22 protein-coding genes are annotated in these 19,416 nt (G+C 70.1%); 12 read left to right on the forward strand and 10 right to left on the reverse strand.

What is annotated here, in order from left to right:
* Nucleotides 1-624: a LysE family translocator gene (locus AB0H56_RS16700; protein ID WP_357163427.1), complete on the reverse strand. Its 624-nt coding sequence runs from the start codon at nt 622-624 to the stop codon at nt 1-3.
* Nucleotides 625-667: 43 nt separating this feature from the next.
* Between AB0H56_RS16700 and AB0H56_RS16705 the strand changes: the two genes are divergently transcribed.
* The gene (locus AB0H56_RS16705; protein WP_357163430.1) at nt 668-1,471 is read left to right on the forward strand and encodes a GTP pyrophosphokinase family protein; all 804 of its coding nucleotides are present in this window, start codon (nt 668-670) and stop codon (nt 1,469-1,471) included.
* 10 nt (nt 1,472-1,481) lie between these two features.
* Here the strand turns inward: AB0H56_RS16705 and AB0H56_RS16710 are convergent, their stop codons facing one another.
* Nucleotides 1,482-2,090: a DUF1345 domain-containing protein gene (locus tag AB0H56_RS16710; protein ID WP_357163433.1), complete on the reverse strand. Its 609-nt coding sequence runs from the start codon at nt 2,088-2,090 to the stop codon at nt 1,482-1,484.
* A 63-nt stretch (nt 2,091-2,153) separates the two neighbouring features.
* Nucleotides 2,154-2,489 (reverse strand): ferredoxin, encoded by a 336-nt coding sequence (gene fdxA / locus AB0H56_RS16715; RefSeq protein WP_357163436.1) that lies wholly within the window; start codon nt 2,487-2,489, stop codon nt 2,154-2,156.
* A gap of 110 nt (nt 2,490-2,599) precedes the next feature.
* On the opposite strand from fdxA, the gene AB0H56_RS16720 reads away from it, so the two are divergent.
* The 4 genes from AB0H56_RS16720 to AB0H56_RS16735 all read left to right on the forward strand — a co-directional run bounded on the left by AB0H56_RS16720 (nt 2,600) and on the right by AB0H56_RS16735 (nt 7,375).
* A complete protein-coding gene (locus tag AB0H56_RS16720) occupies nt 2,600-3,553 on the forward strand; it encodes a LysR family transcriptional regulator (RefSeq protein ID WP_357163439.1) in 954 nt (317 codons plus the stop codon).
* 80 nt (nt 3,554-3,633) lie between these two features.
* Nucleotides 3,634-5,031, forward strand: a complete 1,398-nt coding sequence (locus AB0H56_RS16725; protein ID WP_357163442.1) for a sensor domain-containing protein — start codon at nt 3,634-3,636, stop codon at nt 5,029-5,031.
* A gap of 8 nt (nt 5,032-5,039) precedes the next feature.
* Complete coding sequence (locus AB0H56_RS16730; RefSeq protein WP_110040107.1) at nt 5,040-5,681, forward strand: response regulator transcription factor; 642 nt, start codon at nt 5,040-5,042, stop codon at nt 5,679-5,681.
* 62 nt (nt 5,682-5,743) lie between these two features.
* Nucleotides 5,744-7,375 (forward strand): FAD-dependent monooxygenase, encoded by a 1,632-nt coding sequence (locus AB0H56_RS16735; RefSeq protein ID WP_357163445.1) that lies wholly within the window; start codon nt 5,744-5,746, stop codon nt 7,373-7,375.
* 28 nt (nt 7,376-7,403) lie between these two features.
* Here AB0H56_RS16735 and AB0H56_RS16740 read toward each other — a convergent pair whose 3' ends face one another.
* A complete protein-coding gene (locus AB0H56_RS16740) occupies nt 7,404-7,760 on the reverse strand; it encodes a hypothetical protein (protein ID WP_357163448.1) in 357 nt (118 codons plus the stop codon).
* Between the two features lie 84 nt (nt 7,761-7,844).
* Complete coding sequence (locus AB0H56_RS16745) at nt 7,845-8,288, reverse strand: helix-turn-helix domain-containing protein (protein WP_357163451.1); 444 nt, start codon at nt 8,286-8,288, stop codon at nt 7,845-7,847.
* A gap of 85 nt (nt 8,289-8,373) precedes the next feature.
* Here AB0H56_RS16745 and AB0H56_RS16750 point away from each other — a divergent pair, with 85 nt between their 5' ends.
* Together AB0H56_RS16750 and AB0H56_RS16755 are read left to right on the forward strand one after the other, a co-directional pair.
* Nucleotides 8,374-9,543, forward strand: a complete 1,170-nt coding sequence (locus AB0H56_RS16750; protein WP_357163454.1) for an MFS transporter — start codon at nt 8,374-8,376, stop codon at nt 9,541-9,543.
* Between the two features lie 143 nt (nt 9,544-9,686).
* A complete protein-coding gene (locus tag AB0H56_RS16755) occupies nt 9,687-11,249 on the forward strand; it encodes an FAD-binding protein (protein ID WP_357163457.1) in 1,563 nt (520 codons plus the stop codon).
* A gap of 6 nt (nt 11,250-11,255) precedes the next feature.
* On the opposite strand, the gene AB0H56_RS16760 is transcribed toward AB0H56_RS16755, so the two are convergent.
* Nucleotides 11,256-12,074 (reverse strand): cyclase family protein, encoded by an 819-nt coding sequence (locus AB0H56_RS16760; protein ID WP_357163460.1) that lies wholly within the window; start codon nt 12,072-12,074, stop codon nt 11,256-11,258.
* Nucleotides 12,075-12,125: 51 nt separating this feature from the next.
* Nucleotides 12,126-12,938, reverse strand: a complete 813-nt coding sequence (locus tag AB0H56_RS16765; protein WP_357163463.1) for a shikimate 5-dehydrogenase — start codon at nt 12,936-12,938, stop codon at nt 12,126-12,128.
* A gap of 258 nt (nt 12,939-13,196) precedes the next feature.
* Between AB0H56_RS16765 and AB0H56_RS16770 the strand changes: the two genes are divergently transcribed.
* Genes AB0H56_RS16770 through AB0H56_RS16780 form a run of 3 tightly spaced genes read left to right on the forward strand, consistent with a single transcriptional unit; the run spans nt 13,197 to nt 15,621 of the window.
* Nucleotides 13,197-14,438 carry an oxygenase MpaB family protein gene (locus AB0H56_RS16770; protein ID WP_357163465.1) on the forward strand — a complete coding sequence of 414 codons (1,242 nt, stop codon included), beginning with the start codon at nt 13,197-13,199 and terminating at the stop codon, nt 14,436-14,438.
* A gap of 28 nt (nt 14,439-14,466) precedes the next feature.
* A complete protein-coding gene (locus AB0H56_RS16775; protein WP_357163467.1) occupies nt 14,467-14,790 on the forward strand; it encodes a hypothetical protein in 324 nt (107 codons plus the stop codon).
* 51 nt (nt 14,791-14,841) lie between these two features.
* Complete coding sequence (locus AB0H56_RS16780) at nt 14,842-15,621, forward strand: GAF and ANTAR domain-containing protein (protein ID WP_357163470.1); 780 nt, start codon at nt 14,842-14,844, stop codon at nt 15,619-15,621.
* 64 nt (nt 15,622-15,685) lie between these two features.
* Here the strand turns inward: AB0H56_RS16780 and AB0H56_RS16785 are convergent, their stop codons facing one another.
* The 3 genes from AB0H56_RS16785 to AB0H56_RS16795 form a co-directional block, all read right to left on the reverse strand.
* Nucleotides 15,686-16,312 carry a PAS and ANTAR domain-containing protein gene (locus AB0H56_RS16785; RefSeq protein ID WP_357163473.1) on the reverse strand — a complete coding sequence of 209 codons (627 nt, stop codon included), beginning with the start codon at nt 16,310-16,312 and terminating at the stop codon, nt 15,686-15,688.
* Nucleotides 16,313-16,459: 147 nt separating this feature from the next.
* Complete coding sequence (locus AB0H56_RS16790) at nt 16,460-16,633, reverse strand: hypothetical protein (RefSeq protein ID WP_357163476.1); 174 nt, start codon at nt 16,631-16,633, stop codon at nt 16,460-16,462.
* Nucleotides 16,626-17,084, reverse strand: coding sequence for an STAS domain-containing protein (locus AB0H56_RS16795; RefSeq protein WP_357163479.1), 459 nt, complete (start codon nt 17,082-17,084; stop codon nt 16,626-16,628). Before AB0H56_RS16795 ends, AB0H56_RS16790 begins: the two co-directional genes overlap by 8 nt.
* Before the next feature lie 263 nt (nt 17,085-17,347).
* Between AB0H56_RS16795 and AB0H56_RS16800 the strand changes: the two genes are divergently transcribed.
* Nucleotides 17,348-17,482 (forward strand): hypothetical protein, encoded by a 135-nt coding sequence (locus AB0H56_RS16800; RefSeq protein ID WP_357163482.1) that lies wholly within the window; start codon nt 17,348-17,350, stop codon nt 17,480-17,482.
* A 76-nt stretch (nt 17,483-17,558) separates the two neighbouring features.
* The gene (locus tag AB0H56_RS16805; protein ID WP_357163484.1) at nt 17,559-19,340 is read left to right on the forward strand and encodes a thiamine pyrophosphate-requiring protein; all 1,782 of its coding nucleotides are present in this window, start codon (nt 17,559-17,561) and stop codon (nt 19,338-19,340) included.
* Nucleotides 19,341-19,416: the final 76 nt, after the last annotated feature.

Below are 19,416 nucleotides of genomic sequence, written 5' to 3' on the forward strand. Positions count from 1 at the left end.
TCAGGACTCGGTGGCCAGCCGCACCCCGAAACCGACGAGCACCAGACCGGTCATCGCGTCGATGCGGCGGCGGATCCGGTCGGTCCGCATCCAGGTGGAGATCGAGCCGGAGGCGACGACGAGGGCGACGCAGTACAGGGCGGTCAGCGCGATGTAGACGGCGCCGAACGCCAGCGTCGTCCAGGTCGGTGAGTAGCCGTCGGGCACGAAGCCGGGCAGGAAGCTGACGAAGAGCACGCCGACCTTGGGGTTGAGGATGTCGGTGAGGAAACCGGCGCCGAAATTGCCCGCGCGATCCAGCGGCGCCACCGACGACGTGTCCGAGGCCACACCGACCGGCCGCCGGAGGGCACGCAGCGACTGCACGCCCATCCACACCAGATAGCAGGCGCCCACGATCTTGAGCGCCTCGTACCCCACCTCGCTGGCCCGCAGCAGGGCCGACAGGCCCACCACGGCGGCCACCACCCACACCGCCAGCCCGCACAGTACGCCGGCCGCGGTCCGGATCCCCGCCCGCCTGCCGCCGCGCACCAGGCTGCGGACCACCACCAAGGTGTCCGGACCTGGCAGGATGACGATGACGAGGGATGCGAGAGTGAAGGAGACGAGCGCGGCGAGCATCCGACCATGGTAGGCGGGCCCGGCCCCGCCGAGGAAAGGCACAATGGACTCGATGAAACCCTGGCAGCTGGATCACGTGATCGAGAACGGGCCGTCCGACGGCGGACGTCGCATCGACGTCGACGTCGACGACATCCGGATGCTGCGGGAACAGTTCGTCGATTTCATGCTCGGCTACAAATTCGCGATCGACGAGGTCACGACCAAGATCAACATCTTGCGCGAGGACTTCAACAACACCCACGAGTACAACCCCATCGAGCACGTCGGTTCGCGGCTCAAGTCGCCCGAGAGTGTGCTGGAGAAGGTCCGGCGCAAGAACTACGCGATGAACCTGTCCTCGATCCGGGCGAACGTCCTCGACATCGCGGGGGTCAGGGTGGTGTGCAGCTTCATCTCCGACATCGAGACGATCAAGCAGATGCTGGCGAGCCAGTCCGACATCACGGTACTGGAGGAGCGCGACTACATCACCCATCGCAAGCCCAACGGGTATCAGAGCCTGCACCTGATCGTGTCGATCCCGGTCTTCCGCTCCGACCGCACCGAGCGGATTCCCGTCGAGATCCAGATCCGCACCATCGCGATGGACTTCTGGGCCAGCCTCGAGCACAAGATCTACTACAAGTACCGCGGCGAGGTTCCGCCGAATCTGCGCAGCGATCTGGCGCAGGCCGCCGAGGTGGCAACCCAGCTCGACGAGAAGATGGAGGCGCTGCACCGCCAGGTCGACCGCGGCGCGCACACGAAGCCGCGCGCCGCCGACTCGCTGGACCTCGGCATGCTCTATCGGAACCTGACCGCCGAGCATCCGGTGCACCTGCGCCCGGGTGATCTGCCGCTCTGAGCAGCCCCGATCAGCCTTTGAGCCAGTCGATCGCGATGGCGACGACAGCGGCGTTGAAGAAGAAGCTGAGCACGCTGTGCGCGACGACGCGCCGCCGCATGGCTCGGTTCACCACATCCACATCCGACACCGCGAACGAGGTGCCGACGGTGAACGAGAAGTACACGAACTCGGTGAGCTGCGGCCACGCGCAGTGCGGGAACTCCAGGCCACCGTCGGCGTAGTGGGCGCGCGCGTAGATCTGCGCGAACGCGGTGTGCAGCAGCAGCCACGACATCAGCACGGTGGCGGCCGCGACGCCCTCGGCGAGCGCGTCACCGCCGCCTCCCTGGCGCGCGACGATCATGATGAAGCCCGCTGCCGCGCCGGAGCCGCTGGCCACCAGCGCCATGGTCGTCGAGAACCAGGTCGGTCCGATCCAGTCGTCCAGATCCGCGGACGGGTCTCTGGGCAGGTCGCGGTACAGCAGGGCCCAGCCGGCGAGCATGTAGGCCACCGCGAGCAGGTTCCACACCAGCAGCAACCCGATCCCGCTCCCGGACCACGAGTACATCGCCAGCCAGACCACGCCGAGACCGGTGAGCCCCAGCTCCATCGCCGCCAACGCTTTCCGGCTCATACCTGCACACCTACCACGAACCCGCGCTCCCGGCCCGCAACCGCGCCCACGGTGCCCCGGGGTTCAGCCTTCGTACGCCGCCACGAAGGGCGTGTCGACGCCGACCACGCCGACCGCGGTCGCCCCGCCCGGGTGTCCCAGCGCCTCCGTGCGCCCCGGCAGCGTTTCCTCGAAGAAGCGGCGGTTCTCGGCCACGAAAACCTCCTGTCCCTCGGGCATGTCGTCCACGTAGTAGATCGCTTCCACCGGGCAGGCCGGTTCACACGCCCCGCATTCGGTGCACTCGTCCGGCTGGATGTAGGCCATCCGGTCGCCGACGAAGATGCAGTCCACAGGGCATTCCTCGATGCACGCCCGGTCCAGGACATCCACGCAGGCCGCGCCGACCACGAACGTCACGATGTTCTCCTCTGTTCTCGGTGCCGCGCCACCCGCGACCGATCTCCATCGTGGTCCGCGCTCGGCGCTCCGAGTAGCCGTCGATTCCCATCACCTCGTAAGGTTTTGTTATGAGCTTGCCGCCGGGGACCCCTGACCTGGAGGTGCTCGATCTCCTGGTCTCCGTAGCGGAACTGGGCAGTCTGGGAGCGGCCGCGCGACGGCACGGCATCAGCCAGCCCGCGGTCGGGATGCGGATCGGTGCGCTGGAGCGGCGCTTGGGATTGCGGCTGCTAGACCGCGGGCCGACGGGATCGGCGCTGACCGACGCGGGATCGGCGGTGGTCGAACTCGCGCGTCCGGTGTTGGCCGCCGGTGGCGCGTTGATGGACGGCGTGGCGGACCTGCATCGCGGCACGCACCTCAGCCTGCGCGTCATGGCCTCGAAAACGATTGCCGACCACCGGATTCCGCAGTGGTTGTCCGCCCTGCGCAAGGTGCGGCCCGACCTCGCGGTGGAACTCGATGTCGCGAACTCCCAGCAGGTGACGGCGGCGATCAGGGACCGAACGGCCGAGCTCGGGTTCGTCGAGGGGCCGCACTCCCCCGTGGGCTTGGGCAGCCGGGTGCTCGTCGCCGACGAACTGGCCGTTGTCGTCGCGCCGGACCACCCGTGGGTCACCCGGCGGCGCGCGATCACGCTCCGGGAACTCGCGCAGACGCCACTGCTGTGGCGCGAGAAGGGTTCCGGTACCCGCGACACGGTGTGGGCGGCGCTCGAGATGCACGGCACCCCGGCTCGCCCCGCGGCCGAACTCGGTTCCGCCGCGGCCATTCTCGCGACCGCGCGCAACGGGACCGCCCCCGCGGTGGTCAGCAGGCTCATCGTCGCGCACGAACTCCGCGCCGGGACACTCCAGGAGGTGACCCTGGCCGATTCCGTCACCCTGACCAGGAAGTTCCGCGCTATCTGGCACCGCCGCACCCCACCGTCCGGACCCGCCGCCGACCTGGTCGGACTCGCGACCCGGATCGAGGCGGCCCGACCGACCCGCCGCGACAGACCCGGGACGTCCACGGGGTAGAAAGGGTGTGGCTGGCTACACCATCGAGTCGGTGGCCTGCTCCATCGAGAACCGGGGCCGCCGCGACAACCATGGGAGTCATGACGGACACACCTGCCGAGCCGACGCTCGTCATCGACAGCTCCGACGCGCCGACCACCGTGCTCGATGTCCCACCGCGAGAGGGTGAGCAGCGCGGCGGCGTGCTCACCGCAGTGCTGCGCGCGCCGATCCAGGCCAGGACATGGAAGGAGTTCGCGTACCTGCTGCTGTCGTTCGTCCTGGGTTGCGTGGCCGTGTGCTACCTGTTCTTCGGGTTCGGCGGTGGCCTCTACGCGTCGATCTTCCTGATCGGTGTTCCGCTGCTGGCGCTGGTTCTGCTCGGCGGCCGGGTCTGGGGCCGGATCTACCGCGCCCTCGGCGCGAGCCTGCTCGATGTCGAGGTGGCGGCGCCCCCGGCCTTCCGCCGCGGGAGCGGCCTCTTCGGATTCCTCCGCGCCGCCTTCACCGACCGGCCTAGCTGGCGCGCGACCCTGTTCCTGCTCGCGCAGTCGGTGCTCGGCGTGGTGGTGGGCTACCTGGTGCTCGTCGTGATCGCGATGGTCGGGTTCACGGCGATCTCCCCGATTCCCTGGGTCCTGGTCGATCCGGTCCAGGTGGACGCCGGTGGAGTCGAGCACCACAGTCTCGTCCAGTTCGGTTCCTTCTACGTCGACACCTGGCCGCGGGTGCTGGCCATGTCGGCCGTCGGCATCGTGCTGTGCTTCGCGCTGCCGTGGCTCGTCCGGGGTGTCTGCTGGCCGCACCGGATGCTGATCACGTACCTGCTCGCGGAGACGCCCCGGGATCGGCAGCTGGCCGAGCTGCGCGCGAGCAGGCGCGCCGCCGTGGACGACGCGGCCGCCACCCTGCGCCGGGTCGAACGCGATCTGCACGACGGCACTCAGGCACGGCTGGTCACCATCGCGATGGCGCTGGGCCGCGCCGAGGAGCGACTGGCCGCCGGTGCTGATGCCGGTGACCTCATCGCCGAGGCCAGGGCGGGCGCCAAGGACGCGCTGACCGAGCTGCGCGAACTCGTCCGTGGCATCCACCCGCCCGCACTCGAGCTCGGGCTCGGCCCCGCGCTGGAGACGCTGACGGCCCGGTGCGCGATTCCCGTCGAGCTGCGGGTGCACCTGCCGCGGCGCCCGAGTCCCGCCATCGAGGCGATCGCCTACTTCTCGGTCGCCGAGCTGCTCACGAACGTGGTCAAGCACGCCCGTGCCACCCACGCGACCGTATCGGTGCTGCCCGACAGCGTGCGATCTCTCGCGATCACCGTGCGCGACAACGGGATCGGCGGGGCGCCGCGGCCCGGCGCCGATCCCGCGGGTGGCACCGGACTGGCCGGTCTGGCCGCCAGGGCGCGCGCGGTCGACGGGACCCTCACCGTGGACAGTCCGGCCGGTGGCCCGACCGTGGTCACCATGGTGCTGCCGACGGCGGGGCCTCAGTGAGCGCGCCGCTGCGGGTGGTGATCGCCGAGGACAGCGCGATCCTGCGCGACGGCCTGGCCGGCCTGCTCACCGAGCGCGGTCACGAGGTGGTGGCGATGGTCGGCGACGCGACCACGCTGAGCGAGGTGGTGGACACCCATCGCCCCGATGTCGCGGTGGTGGACGTGCGGATGCCGCCCAGCTTCACCGACGAGGGGCTGCTCGCCGCCATCGAGCTGCGCCGCAAGTTTCCCGGCACGGGCGTGCTCGTGTTCTCCCAGTGGATCGAAACCCGCTACGCGACAGAACTTCTCGCGGCGGGGGCGAGTGGGGTGGGCTACCTGCTCAAGGACCGGGTGGCCGATGTCGGCGATTTCGTCGACGCGCTGCACCGGGTCGCGACGGGCGGCACCGCCCTCGACCCCGAGGTGGTGAGCCAGCTGATGGGCGCCTCCCGTCAGCAGGACTCGCTGGCCCGGCTCACTCCCCGTGAACGCGAAGTCCTGGAACTGATGGCGCAGGGACTGACCAACAACGCGATCGCCGCCGCCATCACCGTCACCGAGCGCGCCGTCGAGAAGCACATCGGCAACATCTTCACCAAGCTCGATCTGCCGCCCTCCGACACCCGTCACCGCAGGGTGCTCGCGGTACTGCGGCTCCGTGGGTGACGCGACGAGCGTACGATCAGCGAACACACTCACGCGGTTTCCCGAGCCCGAGGTGATGTCATATGGCCGAGACGGATGTCCTCCTCGTCGGCGCCGGTCCGGTCGGATCGGTGGCGGCCATCGAGCTGGTCCGGCGCGGGGTGCGCTGCCGGCTCGTCGACGCCCTCCCCGAACCGCCGCGCTACGCGAAAGCGGTCGGGATCCAGCCCCGCACGCTGGAGGTCTTCGAGTCGATGGGGTTGCTGCACGAGTTCCTCGACGCGTCCATCCAGCTGCGCGGGCAACTCGTCTACGTCAACGGAGCGCCCGCGGGCCGGCTGGAGCTGGCCCTGCCGCCCGAGGTGCCCTTCGGGTTCGTCGGGCTCCCCCAGTACGAGACCGAGCGGATCCTCGCCGATCGGTTGACCGCCATGGCGACCCGGATCGAGCGGGGGACGACGCTCATCGGGTTCAGCCAGGACGCGGACGGTGTCGACGCCGTCCTGCGTGGGCCCGACGGTGAGCAGACCGTGCGTGCCCGCTATCTGGTCGGCTGCGACGGCGCGCACAGCACCGTCCGCAAGGCGCTCGGCCTGAGCTTCGAGGGCGCCGCGTTCGCGGAGCAGTACATGCTCGGCGATGTGGAGCTGGACTGGTCGCAACCGCCCGGCTACGGCGTGCGAGCGCTGCACCAGACCGACGGCGTCACCGACGACGGCCTGGTCTGCATTCCGCTGCCCGGCCACCACCGCTACCGGGTGTCGATGCAGGTTCCCGCCGACCTCGCGGTGGGTGCCGGACCGGACGGCACCGAGCACGGTTTCCGGGCCGGTCCGGGGCCGGGCCTCGCCGACATCCAGGCGGTGCTGGACCGGCTGGCGCCCGAGCCGGTCGTCGCGTCGCGGCTGCGCTGGTCGTCGGTCTTCCGGATCAGCCATCGAATCGTCGACTCGTATTCGCGGGGCCGGGTTTTCGTCGCGGGCGACGCCGCCCACATCCACCCGCCCACCGGCGCGCAGGGCATGAACACCGGCATCCAGGACGTCCACAACCTCGCCTGGAAGCTGGCGCTGGCGGTGGCGGGCACCGGCGGCACGGACCTGCTCGCCAGCTACGACGCCGAGCGGCGCCCGGTCGGCGAGGAGGTGGTCGGGCGCACCGTGCGGCACGCGCGGGAAGGCACCGGCGATGCCGAGGAAACAGATCCCGAGCGGTTTCTGCTGCGCGAGGCTCAGCTGCTGATCGACTACCGTGACAGCCCCCTGGTCACCGCGTCACCCACCGGGTCGCGCATGCCCCCGGCGGGCACGCGCGCGCCCGACGCCCGCGGCCTCACCCGCGGCGCGGTGTCCGCTCCGTTCCGCCTGTTCACCCTGTTCACCGGCACCGAGCACGTCGCGCTCGTCTCGCTCGACGACACGGCCGAGATCACCGAGCTGGAACGAACGCTGGACCGCCTGCGCGCCGAGGCCGCAGGTCGCCTCGACGCGTACGTCATTACGCCGCCCGGCACGGAACCCGTACCGACGGTCCTGCCGCTGCTCAGCGATCGGGACGGCGATTTCGCCCGCCGCTACCGGCCCGAGCCCGGCACCCTGTTCCTCGTCCGCCCGGACGGCTATCTCGGTTACGTCGGTTCCCCGACCGCACCGGCGCTCACCCGTCATCTCACCGCCACCTTCGCCCCGGCACGGACGGCGGACAGGATGGAATGAGCTGCGCGCCAACGGATCCGGTGGATACTCAGGACGTGAGCAGGGCCAGCAGGAGCAGGCCCGAGGCGAGGAACAGCACGGGTGTCAGCACCCGCACCAGACGCACCCGATTCCGCCCCGGCGGTAGGACGAGGGGCGCCGTTACAGCGATGATCGCCGCGGCCGGGAGGGCGCAGATCGCACCGAAAATCAACCCGTAACCGTGCGGATCGGCGAGCGGATCACTCGACCATCGGGACCGCACGACCACGAAGGCACACAGCAGCCAGAACAGCACAGCGCCGGTCGCGACGACACCGGCCGCCGCCGCGGCGGCCACGCGCCGCCGGTCGCGGCCGAGCCGCCGCATCGCATCCCCGCCCCTACCAGGTTCACCCTCGCGCATGACACTCCTCCCCGCACCGATCACAGCACAACCGGTCGGCGCCTGCACCCGATCCTCCACGCTCTTCCGAAAGACCGCGCCGGGCTAGATCTTGCGCACCCGCGTGGTGTCCACATCGAGATCCGCGCCCGTCCGGCTCCGCGGCCGCAGCTCGGCGACGGCACCACCGTCGAGATCGGTGAGGGTCGAATGCTTTTCGGTCGGGGCGAAGGCGTGCCGCTCACCCCACTGGCGCAGGGCCACGATCGTGGTGAACAGATCCTTGCCAGCCGTGGTGAGTTCGTAGGCGTGCCGCTTACCGCCCGGGGCCGTGCTCGTGGTCAGGATGCCGTGCTCGACCAGGCGGCGCAACCGGTCGGACAGGATATTGCGCGCGATGCCGAGCCGCTCCCGGAAATCGGTGAACGAGGCGGCGCCGTCCATGGCGTCGCGAACGATCAGCAACGACCACCGATCCCCGATGAGGTCGACCGTTCGGGCGACCGGGCAGTGCGGGTCGGTCCAGTCCTGGTCCGCGCCGAGCGCCATCGATCTCACCTCCATAGGTTGCGATTCGAAACCATTCTGCCATACGCTCCAATGGTTTCGATTTGCTACCAATTGGAGGATGCCGGTGGATACCGCACAGCGAGTGGTCGCGGCCGGGGTGTGCGCCGTCGCGGTCTCGACGATCTACGCGATCCAGCCGGTGCTCGACGAGGTCGGCGCCGACCTGGGCCTGGCATCGGACGCACTGGGCTGGCTCGTCGCGGCCGGGCAGATCGGTTACGTCGCCGGGCTGCTCCTGCTGGTACCCCTCGCGGATCTGTTCGATCGGCGCCGGCTGATCGTCGGCCACCTGCTGCTCACCGCGACCGGGACGACACTGATCGCGCTCGCGCCGAACGCGCCGATCGCGATGGCGGGGTCGGTGATCGCGGGATTCTTCGCGGTGGTCGTGCAGGTGACGGTCGCGTACGCCGCGGCGGTCAGCGCACCCGGTGCGCGCGGCCGCACGATCGGCGTGGTCACCTCCGGCGTGGTGCTCGGCATCCTCGGCGTGCGGGTGCTCGCCGGGATACTGGGTGACACGGTCGGCTGGCGGGCGATCTATGCCGTGCTCGCCCTGGCCTGCGTGGCGCTCGCGGCGACGGTTCGCCTCGTCCTGCGACCGGACCCCAGGCACCCGGGACGCCGGTACGTCGAAGTTCTGGCCGCGATGGCCAGGCTCACCCGCGAGCCGCTGTTCCTCGGCCGCGGTCTGGTGACGTTCTTCGTCTTCGCCTCCTTCGGCACGCTCTGGAGCGGGCTCGCGTTGCCGCTCAGCTCCGCACCGTGGTCGCTGAGCGCCACCGCGATCGGCCTGTTCGGCGTGTTCGGACTGGCCGGCGCGCTCGGCGCGACCCGCGCGGGCCGCTGGGCCGATGCCGGTCGCGCCCGGACCACCACCGGTTGGTCGCTGGTGGTGCTGGCCGCGTCGTGGCTGCTGCTCGGCCGAACCGAACACACTCTGCTGTTCCTCGCCGTCGGCGTCATCGCCCTCGACTTCGCCGTCCAGGCCGTCCACGTCACCAGTCAGCACCTGCTCACCGGCGCGCATCCCGACCGGGCAGGCAGCGTCATCGGCACCTACATGGCGTTCTACTCGCTCGGTTCCGCGCTGGGCGCGGTCACCACGGCGTGGGCATATACCACCTGGGGCTGGTGGGCGTCCTGTCTCACCGGCGGCCTGTACGCCCTGGCCGCGCTCGCGGTCCACGTCCTGTCGCCGACACCGCGCCCCGTGGCCGTCGCCTCACGCTGAGGTCCGGTCGGGCCGGGGAGCCCTGGATGCAGACGATGCCATCTCGCACGCACTGCACACGCCGCGCGCCCGCGCATGTCCCGCATCGCGGACCGCCCTTCGGCTAGTGTCCGAGCGAACGCCGCTGGGCGGAAGGAAATCCCATGTCGCTCTCCCGTCGCACGCTGATCACCGCCGCCGTGGCCGGTGGTGCGATCGCCGCGCTCGGTGGGCCACCCGCCCACGCCGCGCCGCGTGTTCTCCGTGCGGGCGATCCGGGCTTCGACGCGCTGGTCGGACGCGGATACAACCGCCGCTTCCAGGCCCGGCCCACCCGGATCTACGTGCCGGCCACGACCGAGGAGGTCCGCGACGCGGTCGCGGCGGCGGTCGCGGAGGGTTCTCCCCTCGCGGCGCGTTCGGGCGGACACTGCTTCGACGACTTCGTCGACAGCGCGCGGACCGCCTCGATCATCGATCTCGGCAAGCTCGACGCGGTGTACTGGGACGAGCACCATCGCGCGTTCTCGGTCGCGGCAGGCGCCCACCTCGGCGCGGTCTACGAGGCGTTGCACCGGTGGAACGTCACCGTACCGGCGGGGATCTGTCTGGGCGTCGGCATGGGTGGCCATGTCTGCGGCGGCGGATACGGCCCGCTCTCGCGGCGGCACGGGCTCGTCGCCGACCACCTCGCCGGGGTGGAGGTGGTCACCGTGGATGCCAAGGGGACGGCGAAAGTCGTTGTCGCGAAACGGGACGGCCCCCACCACGATCTGTGGTGGGCGCACACCGGCGGCGGTGGCGGCAATGTCGGTGTGGTGACGCGGTTCCTGCTCCGCTCCCCCGGCACCGAGGGCGCCGAACCCGCGCTCGCCCTGCCGACGCCGCCGCGCGAGATGCTCAGCGGGCGCGTGCTCCTGCCCGTCGCGACGGAGGATTCGTTCGTCCGGTTCGTCGGCAACTACCTGGCCTTCTTCGCACAGCACAGCGAGCCCGGCGACGAGTTCGCCGGGCTGTACGCGCCGTTGATGCTCCGGACCACCGGCACGGCCGCGGCCGAACTGCTCATCCTGCTCGATGCCGAGACCCCGGACGCCCGGGCACGATTCGACACCTTCGTGCGCGCCGTGACCGACGGGGTGTTCCCACCCGCGATCGCCCTGCCGGTCGACCGGCTGTCCTATCCGGAGACCGTGCGTCAGGTCTACTACGCCAAAGGCCCGAGCTCGGTGCGGGTGAAGGTGAAGTCCGCCTATCTGCGCAGGGCCTACACGCCCGAACAGTTGCGCGTCTTCTACCGCTACCTCGTCGACCCGCGATTCCTCGGTGAGTCCCAGCTCGAGTTCCTGCCGTTCGGCGGCGCGATCAACGCGGTCGCGTCCGGCGCGACCGCGATGCCCGCCCGGGACTGCTTCATGACGATGCTGATCCACGCCGCCTGGCGGCTGCCCGGCGACGACGACCGGTACGTGCGGTGGGCCCGCGAGATGTATCGCGACGCGCACGCCGACACCGGCGGCGTCCCGATCCCGAACGAGACCTACGGCGGCAGCTACATCAACTATCCCGACGGCGATCTGGCCGATCCCGCGTGGAACACCTCCGGGATCCCCTGGCACACCTTCTATTACCGCGACAACTACCCGCGGCTGCGCCGGATCACCGCCGAGTGGGACCCGGGAAACGTCTTCGCCCACCAGCTCTCGATCGGCAGACCCGACTGGTGACCACCCTCAGGTGAGGGCGAGCACCCGGCACGGTCCGCCGGTGCCGCCCGCGTGTTTGGGCGCGCCGACGACGACGGTCGCCCCCGCCGGCGGCACGGCGGCGAGCGCGGCGAGCATCTCGACGCCGTAGCGACCCGCCCCGAGCAGGGCGGTGTGCGCGCCGTAGTCGGGATCCGCGCCGCAGTCCAGACTCAGGGTGTCGACGCCGGCGCCGGCGATGCCGCATTGTGTCACCAGGTACTCCACCGCCTCGCCGGCGAACCCCGGCGCGTGTGGCACTCCGCGCGCGTCCAGGTTCAGGAAGGTCGACGGGTCGGCGAGCCGCCGCTCCCACCCGGAATACATCGCCACGAACGCCCGCTCCGGGATCTCCCCGTGTTCGGTCCGCCACCGGTCGATGTCGGCGACGGTCACCACGGCGTCGGCGTCGTTCGCGGCCCTCGCGCTGATGTCGAGGACGACGAGTGGCGCGACGAGGTCCTCGACCGACAGCATGTCGGTTGTCGCGCCGTCGGCGATCCGGTGCGCAGGCGCGTCGAGATGGGTCCCCGTGTGTTCCCAGTAGCCGAGCGCGAACTGCCCGAACCCGCCCATCGCGTGCCAGGCCACCGGCACCGTGGCCGGCGGCGGATTACCCGGCCACACCGGCAATTCCGGCGACAGCGTGTGCGTCAGATCGACCACGCCACCGGCCCGTGGCGCGGCCGCCGCGCGCGCCGGGACCACCGCGGCGAGCGCGGCCCCACCCGCCAGTCCGAGCAGCGTCCGGCGGCTCGGTCGCGAACCGTCACCGCGAACGAGACGAACGATCTCCGGCGAGCACATCGGCTCAAGATAGCCCAGCGGACCAGACGCACACCGCGCATCGGGCGCGTGTCAGGACCGGGAGAACTCCGAGGCCCGCCGCACCTGGTCGGGGGTGAGTCGCACGCCGGTGTACAGGGCGAACTGTTCGGCGGCCTGGAGCGCGATGACCTCCGCGCCGGTGATGACGGGGACGCCGGCCGCGCGGGCGGCAGCGATGAGCGGGGTTTCGGCGGGCAGAGCGACCACGTCGAAGACGGTGGCGGCCTCGGCGATCGTGGCGTCGGTGAAGGACTGCACGTCCGCGTCGGGACCCTGCATCCCGAGGGGCGTGACGTTCACGAGCACTCGCGCCCGCCGGTCACCGACCTCGGCGATCCAGGTCGCGCCGTACTGTTCCGCGAGGGCGCGGCCGGTGGTCTCGTTGCGCGCGACCACCGTGAGGTCCCGGAAACCGGCGCCGGCGAAGGCCGCGAGGACCGCCTTGGCCATGCCGCCACTCCCGCGCAGCAGGACCGACGCGGACGGGTCGACCTCGTGCGTGCGCAGCAGCGCGGCCACCGCGAGGTAGTCGGTGTTGTAGGCCGTGAGCACACCGTCGTCGTTGACGATCGTGTTCACCGAATCGATCGCCGTCGCGCTGGCGTGCATCCGGTCGACGAGGGGAATCACGGCCTCCTTGAACGGCATCGACACCGACGCGCCACGTATCGGCAGGCCACGCACCCCTGCCACGGCCTGCTCGATGTCGACGGGGGCGAAGGCCTTGTACACGTAGTTCAGCCCGAGTTCGTCGTAGAGGTAGTTGTGGAAGCGCGTGCCGATGTTGCTCGGCCGCGCCGCGAACGAGACGCACAACTGCATGTCCTTGTTCAGGATCGGCACGGGGGCTCCTTCCGTCGTCGGCCCGAATCTACCGACGCGCTCCCGGCCGCCACCGCAACCGGGTGAACCGGTGTCAGAAACCGAAGCAATAAGTTACTCGTCATTCGCTAGTATGAGCTGGTCAATAACCTTTTCGGAAACTACTTTCAGCGACTGATATCGATGCTAAGTTACTGTTCATTCCGACACATCACCGGCCAGGAACTGCCTGTTCTCCGGCGTCGGAGGTGTCACGTACTCAATGAGGAGACGACGGCGATGGATGGACTCAACAGGCGCGACGCGTTGAAGGTCGGCGGAATGCTGGGGGCATTCGGTGCGCTCACGCTGACCACGCCGGTCCGGGCCGAACCATGGAGCTGGTCACCCCAGGATTCGGTCGCCGGTTCCGGCGTGGGCGCCGACCCGATGACCGTGTGGGACCCCGAGGCCGACGGGGTGGTCGCCGGCCTGATCGACCGCGGCGAGGTCCCCCGGGTGAACGAACTGCTGCGCACCTGGACCAGGAACGGTCACGCGCTGCCGGACGGATTGCCCACGGAACTGCGCGATTTCATGGAATACGCCCGGCGGCTGCCACACTGGGCCGACCCGGCGCAACTGGACACCGCCATCCAGTTCAACAAGAAGCGCGGCCTCTACCTCGGTGTCCTCTACGGCTTCGCCAGCGGCATGATGAGCACCGTCATCCCGAAGGAGGCACGCGCGGTCTACTACTCCAAGGGCGGCCACGACCTCAAGGACCGCATCTCCAAGACCGCCAAGCTCGGCTACGACATCGGCAGCAACAACGCCTACGGCCCCGACGGGGAAATGGTTGTCACCTGCGTCAAGACCCGCCTCGTGCACGCCGCCGTGCGGCATCTGCTGCCGCAGTCACCGCACTGGGTGCATTCGGCCGAGGAGGACGTGCCGATCAGCCAGAACGACATCATGGTCACCTGGCACAGCCTGCCCACCACGGTCATGAAGCACCTCACGGCGTGGAAGGTCCCGATCCCCGCCCACGAATCGGCGGCGTTCCTGCACTCGTGGCAGGTGGCCGCCCACCTGCTCGGGGTGCGCGACGAGTACATCCCGAACTCGTGGGCATCGGCGAATTCCCAAGCGGCTCAGGTACTCGATCCCATCATCGCCGCCACCCCCGAAGGCGCCAAGCTCGCCGACCGGCTGCTCGGCCTCGGCGCCAACATCGACTTCGCCCTGCTCAGCAAGCCGGTCCTCGGCGCGTTCACCCGCTTCCTGCTCGGCGACACGATCGCCGACGGGTTGTCCATTCCGCGTGAGCCGGTCTGGGATCCGCTGCTGCGCTTCAGCTGGGGGCCGTTCATCGCCGTGCGCGAAGGACTGCTCAGCGCCGTGCCCCCGCTCGGCGATCCGTACTGGCTGCTCGACGAATTCCTGCGCAAGGCGGCGCTGATCTACCTGTCCGAGCTGCGGATGCCGATCAGCATCGAGATCCCGACCATGAACCGCGACATGTCCCAGCCGCCGCGCTGACACATCCACCGAACGAAGGACAACACCCATGCGCAACACTCTCGGCCTCGCCGCCGTCCTGGCCGCGGCGGCACTCGTCGCCACCGCGCCGACGGCGACGGCGGGCCCCGTCGCCCCCACACCGGTCGCCGACACCGGCTCCGCCGCGGCGGATCTCGGCTCCGCAGCGGCGAACTCGGCCGTCCAGCTGGCCCGTGACGGCGATATCATCGGGGTGATCGTCCTGCTCGGCATCACTCCGCTGCACATGCTGACCAGTGGGATCTGCGACCTGGCCACCCTGTCGGCCCTGCCCGATCCGTGTTCGCCGGGAACGACTCGCTATCAGGCGGCGAGCGAGCCCACCGGCTGAGCGCGTCCCTGCGGACCGGCGGGTCCCGTCCCGAGTAGCGTGGAAGGGAGGATGGGAGACTCGGTGGAGGACGCGTTCCAGCGCAGGCCCGATGAGCCTCGGCACCACGGCGGCGCCGAGGCCGCAGGCGATTCGCTGGTCGGGGGCGTCGGGTTGATCTGCTCCACCGCGGTGCGGCTCACCGCGACCGACGGCTGCGCCGTGGCCCTGCTCAGCGCGAGATCCTCAGCGCGCGAACTCGTCTACGCCACCGACGCGACCGCCCAGCGGGTCGACGAACTGCAGTTCGTCGTGGGCGAGGGGCCGTGTCTGGAGGCTTACCGCACCGACCGTCCCCAACTGTGGCCGGACATGTCCGCGCGCGGAACTTCGATCCGCTGGCCCGCTTTCACCGCCGAGGTCGTCGCGCTGGGCGTCCAGGCGATCTACGCCTTCCCCGTGCCGGGCAACGGCAGTCCGCTCGGCGTGCTCGAACTGCACCGCGGCACCGCGGGCGACCTCAGCGCCGCCGAGGAGGAATCCGGCATGGCCTGCGCCACCGCGATCGGCCGCCTGCTCGAGTCCGACGTCGACCGCCTGGCCGTCGCGGCGGAGCTGGAAGATCCAGGGCTCGTCATCGGCGCCGACGACGAGTTCTCGCGGGCACTGGTCTTCAACGCCTCCGGCATGGTCGCCGTGCAGCTCGCGGTGTCGGCGGAGGAAGGGTTGGCGAGACTGCGCGCGTACTGTTTCGCCACCGGCAGGCCGATCGGCGACGTGGCCGCCGACATCGTGGCGCGCAGGCTCTCCCTGCGGGGCCGACCCGACGCGGGCGAAGGCCAGGGCGCCTGAACACGGCACGGGCCCGCCGATCCGGCGTCACCGGCCTCCCTCGGGCCGGTGACTGGTGCCCGGCTCAGGGCAGCGGATCGCGCTCGATGTCCTGATGCACGGTGAGCAGCACGTGATCGAGACGGGTGCGCAACTTGACCTCGTCGCCCGACAGGGTCGGTAGCTCCGCGACGACACGCTCGGCGATCGTTTTGAGCTTGATGTTGGTCTCCTGCGAGCGCCAGCGCAGCACCCGGAAGGCCTGCTCTGCGGTGATGCCGTAGGCGAGCATCAACGCGCCCTTGGCCTGTTCGATGACGACCCTGGCCTCCAGCAGCCGGGGCAGGGCGTTGTCGATCGCCTCGCGGCGATACCCGTCCGCGGTGTCGGACACGTCGACGTAGTAGCCCTCGGTGCCGATCACCGTGCCGTCGTCGTCGACCAGCAGGTCCGACACCACCAGCACATCGCGCACTTTGCCGTGGGTGTCGATGATGCGGTGCCGGCTCGAGAAGGCGCCGCCGTCCTCGACCGAGGTGATGGTGGCCGCGACGCGATCACGATCTTCGGGATGCTTGTGGGCGAGCAGCAATTCGGTGGTCGGTTCCTTGCCGGGCGGGTAGCCGTGCATCGCGGCCACCTCGTCCGACCATTCCCAGCGGCGCGAACCGAAGTGATACCGGAAACGTCCGACAAGCAGCGGATCTCCCACGCCCACAACTTGCTCGACGAGAGCACGTTCGGAACGGGACGTCTGCGCACGGTCTGTCATACCTGCGATTATTCACCCTGGGGAACCATCGGCCGGTCACCTTCGGACGACGTCTTCGTCGGTCGGCGGCGCACCGTGGCCGTGCCGTCACGCCGAGCGCAGCCGTGGTCCCATCGGGCGGCGCGGCACCGCGGGCTTGTTCACCCTGCGCGACGTGGCGCCGCTCATGATCTCGGCCCACCAGGCCTGCAGCGGGCTGGGTTCGGGCCAGCGAACGAACGGCGCGTCGATGTCGGACTCGAAGTCCTCGTGCTCAGGCATGGCTGCGCTTCCTCGGATCGGTGCTGCCGGACCGCGCGGCGCACCGCACGTACTCGATGGTCGCCGCGTCCACGTCCGGATAGACCGGTAGCGCCAGGTCGGCGACGGTGGCGATGTGCACCATCGCCGAGGACGGGCGGACGACGCTCACCCGGAGTCCCTCGCGGTGGGACCGCTCGGCGCTGTCGGCCAGCTCCGCGATCGCCCGGCAGGACATGAACTCGACGGCGTCGAGATCCACCAGGAGGTGGCCGGTGTCCCGGGCCGCCAGCAGGGCGGCGTCGAAGAGCCGTCGCCAGTACGCGAAGGTGTAGGCGTCGATCTCGCCGTGGACGCGCAGCAGAATCCCGTGCCGGACAGTACTGGTCTCGGCGCGTAGGCGGGCGCGGACATCATCGGGTTCGGCACCGGCGGAAGAGTGGGATCGATCGTGGCTGAGTGGGGTGTTCACGAGTACTCGATTCCTCGGCACCGGCAGGCCTCGCACTGCCACCGGCCATCCCTAGGTTCTCAAGAACGGCCGGTACAGCCATTCCAGCACGTTCTGTCCGGTTTGTCACCGATATCGGCGGGCATCTCCACGGATCCCTCCCGATGGTGTCGAGCCGGGCCCGGCGACGGGTACCCTTGCGGCTTTCCGCCTGGGCGCGCGCACCCGCTCGATCGACGGCGCGGCGGCGGTGTCGGCGACCGATTGCGGGGTATCGGCCAGGTATGGCACATCTTCGGCGGTGGGGAGCTGTCTATCTGCTCCTGCTGCTGTTCCTCGGCTCGTGGGGCGCGCAGATCGACGATCTGCGCGGCTATCTCGTCCCGCCCGAGCACCGGACGGAGGTGCCGGGCGACTGAGCGCACCGTCCCGATTGAGCGCGGCGATCGCGGGTAGCGCGCCGGGAAACGACGGTGCGACAGCGAAGGAGAAACCATGGCGACACAGGTGGCCGACTATGTCCAGCGGCGGCTCAGGGAGTGGGGTGTCGAGCAGGTCTTCGGCTATCCCGGTGACGGCATCAACGGGCTGATCGCGGCCTTCGGACGCGCCGACAACGCGCCGCGATTCGTGCAGAGCAGGCACGAGGAGATGTCGGCGTTCGAGGCCACCGGGTTCGCGAAGTTCAGCGGGCAGGTCGGGGTGTGCATGGCGACCTCGGGGCCGGGCGCGATCCATCTGCTCAACGGCCTCTACGACGCCAAACTCGACCATGTGCCGGTGGTCGCGGTGGTCGGCCAGACCGCCCGCAGCGCGATGGGCGGCAGCTATCAGCAGGAGGTCGACCTGCAGGCGCTGTTCAAGGACGTGGCCGCGGACTATCTCGTCGAGGTCAATGTGGCCGCGCAGCTCCCCAACGCACTGGACCGGGCGATGCGGACCGCCCTGGCCCGCCGCGCGCCCACCGCGGTGATCATTCCCGCCGACCTGCAGGAGGAGCCCTACGAGCCGCCGGCGCACGCGTTCAAGGAGGTGCCATCGAGTCCGCCGGATGTGCCATCGACCACCTCGGTGCCCGCGGTCGCCGACATCGAGCGGGCCGCCGAGGTGATCAACGCGGGCAGCCGGGTCGCGATCCTGCTCGGGCAGGGCGCGCGCGGCGCCACCGAGGAGATCCTCCAGGTCGCCGAGCTCACCGGCGCCGGCATCGCCAAGGCGCTGCTGGGCAAGGACGTGCTCTCCGACGAGCTGCCCTTCGTCACCGGTGCGATCGGGCTGCTCGGCACCCGCGCGAGCTACGAGCTGATGCGCGACTGCGACACGCTGCTCATCGTCGGCTCCAACTTCCCGTACAGCCAGTTCCTGCCCGAGTTCGACCAGGCGCGCGCGGTGCAGATCGACCTCGACGGTGCGCTCATCGGCATGCGCTACCCGACCGAGGTGAACCTGGTCGGAGACGCGAAAGCCACCCTGGCGGCCCTGATTCCGCTGGTGGAGCCCCGCACCGACCGGTCTTGGCGCGAGACCGTGGAAGGGAATGTGCGGCACTGGTGGGAGACGCTCGAACGCCAGGCCATGCTCGCGGCCGAACCGGCCAATCCGATGCGGGTGGTGTGGGAGCTCTCCCAGCGCATCCCCGACGACGCGATCGTCACCGCGGATTCCGGATCGTCCACCAACTGGTACGCCCGCTGCCTGCGGATGCGGGCGGGCATGCGTGGCTCGCTGTCGGGCACCCTGGCCACCATGGGGGCGGCGGTGCCCTACGCGATCGGCGCGAAGTTCGCCCACCCCGACCGTCCGGTCGTCGCCCTCGTCGGCGACGGCGCGATGCAGATGAACGGCCTGGCCGAGCTGATCACCATCCACCGCTACCGGCACCTGTGGCCCGATCAGCGGCTCATCGTGTGTGTGTTCCACAACAACGACCTGAACCAGGTCACCTGGGAGCTGCGCGGGATGGGCGGCGCGCCGAAGTTCGAAGAATCCCAGACCCTGCCCGACATCTCCTACGCGGCCGCCGCGACCTGTTTCGGCTTCGACGCGATCGAGGTCGACGACTCCGAGGCCATCGGCCTCGCGTGGGACCGCGCGCTGGCCGCGGATCGCCCGGTGCTGCTCGACATCCGGTGCGATCCGGAGGTGCCGCCCATTCCGCCGCACGCGACCTACGACCAGATCAAGGACATGGGACGCGCTGTCCTGCACGGTGATCCGGGCGCCTGGCACCTGCTGGTCCAGGGCGTGAAGACCAAAGCCCAGGAGCTGCGCCGCTGAGTCCCGGCGTTTGGACCTGCGGCGCCGTGGAATGGCCGCTACGAGAACCGTGCATCCCCGAGGAGGGCCGATCATG

The organism is Nocardia sp. NPDC050717 (genome assembly GCF_040654275.1).
Taxonomy (GTDB): domain Bacteria; phylum Actinomycetota; class Actinomycetes; order Mycobacteriales; family Mycobacteriaceae; genus Nocardia.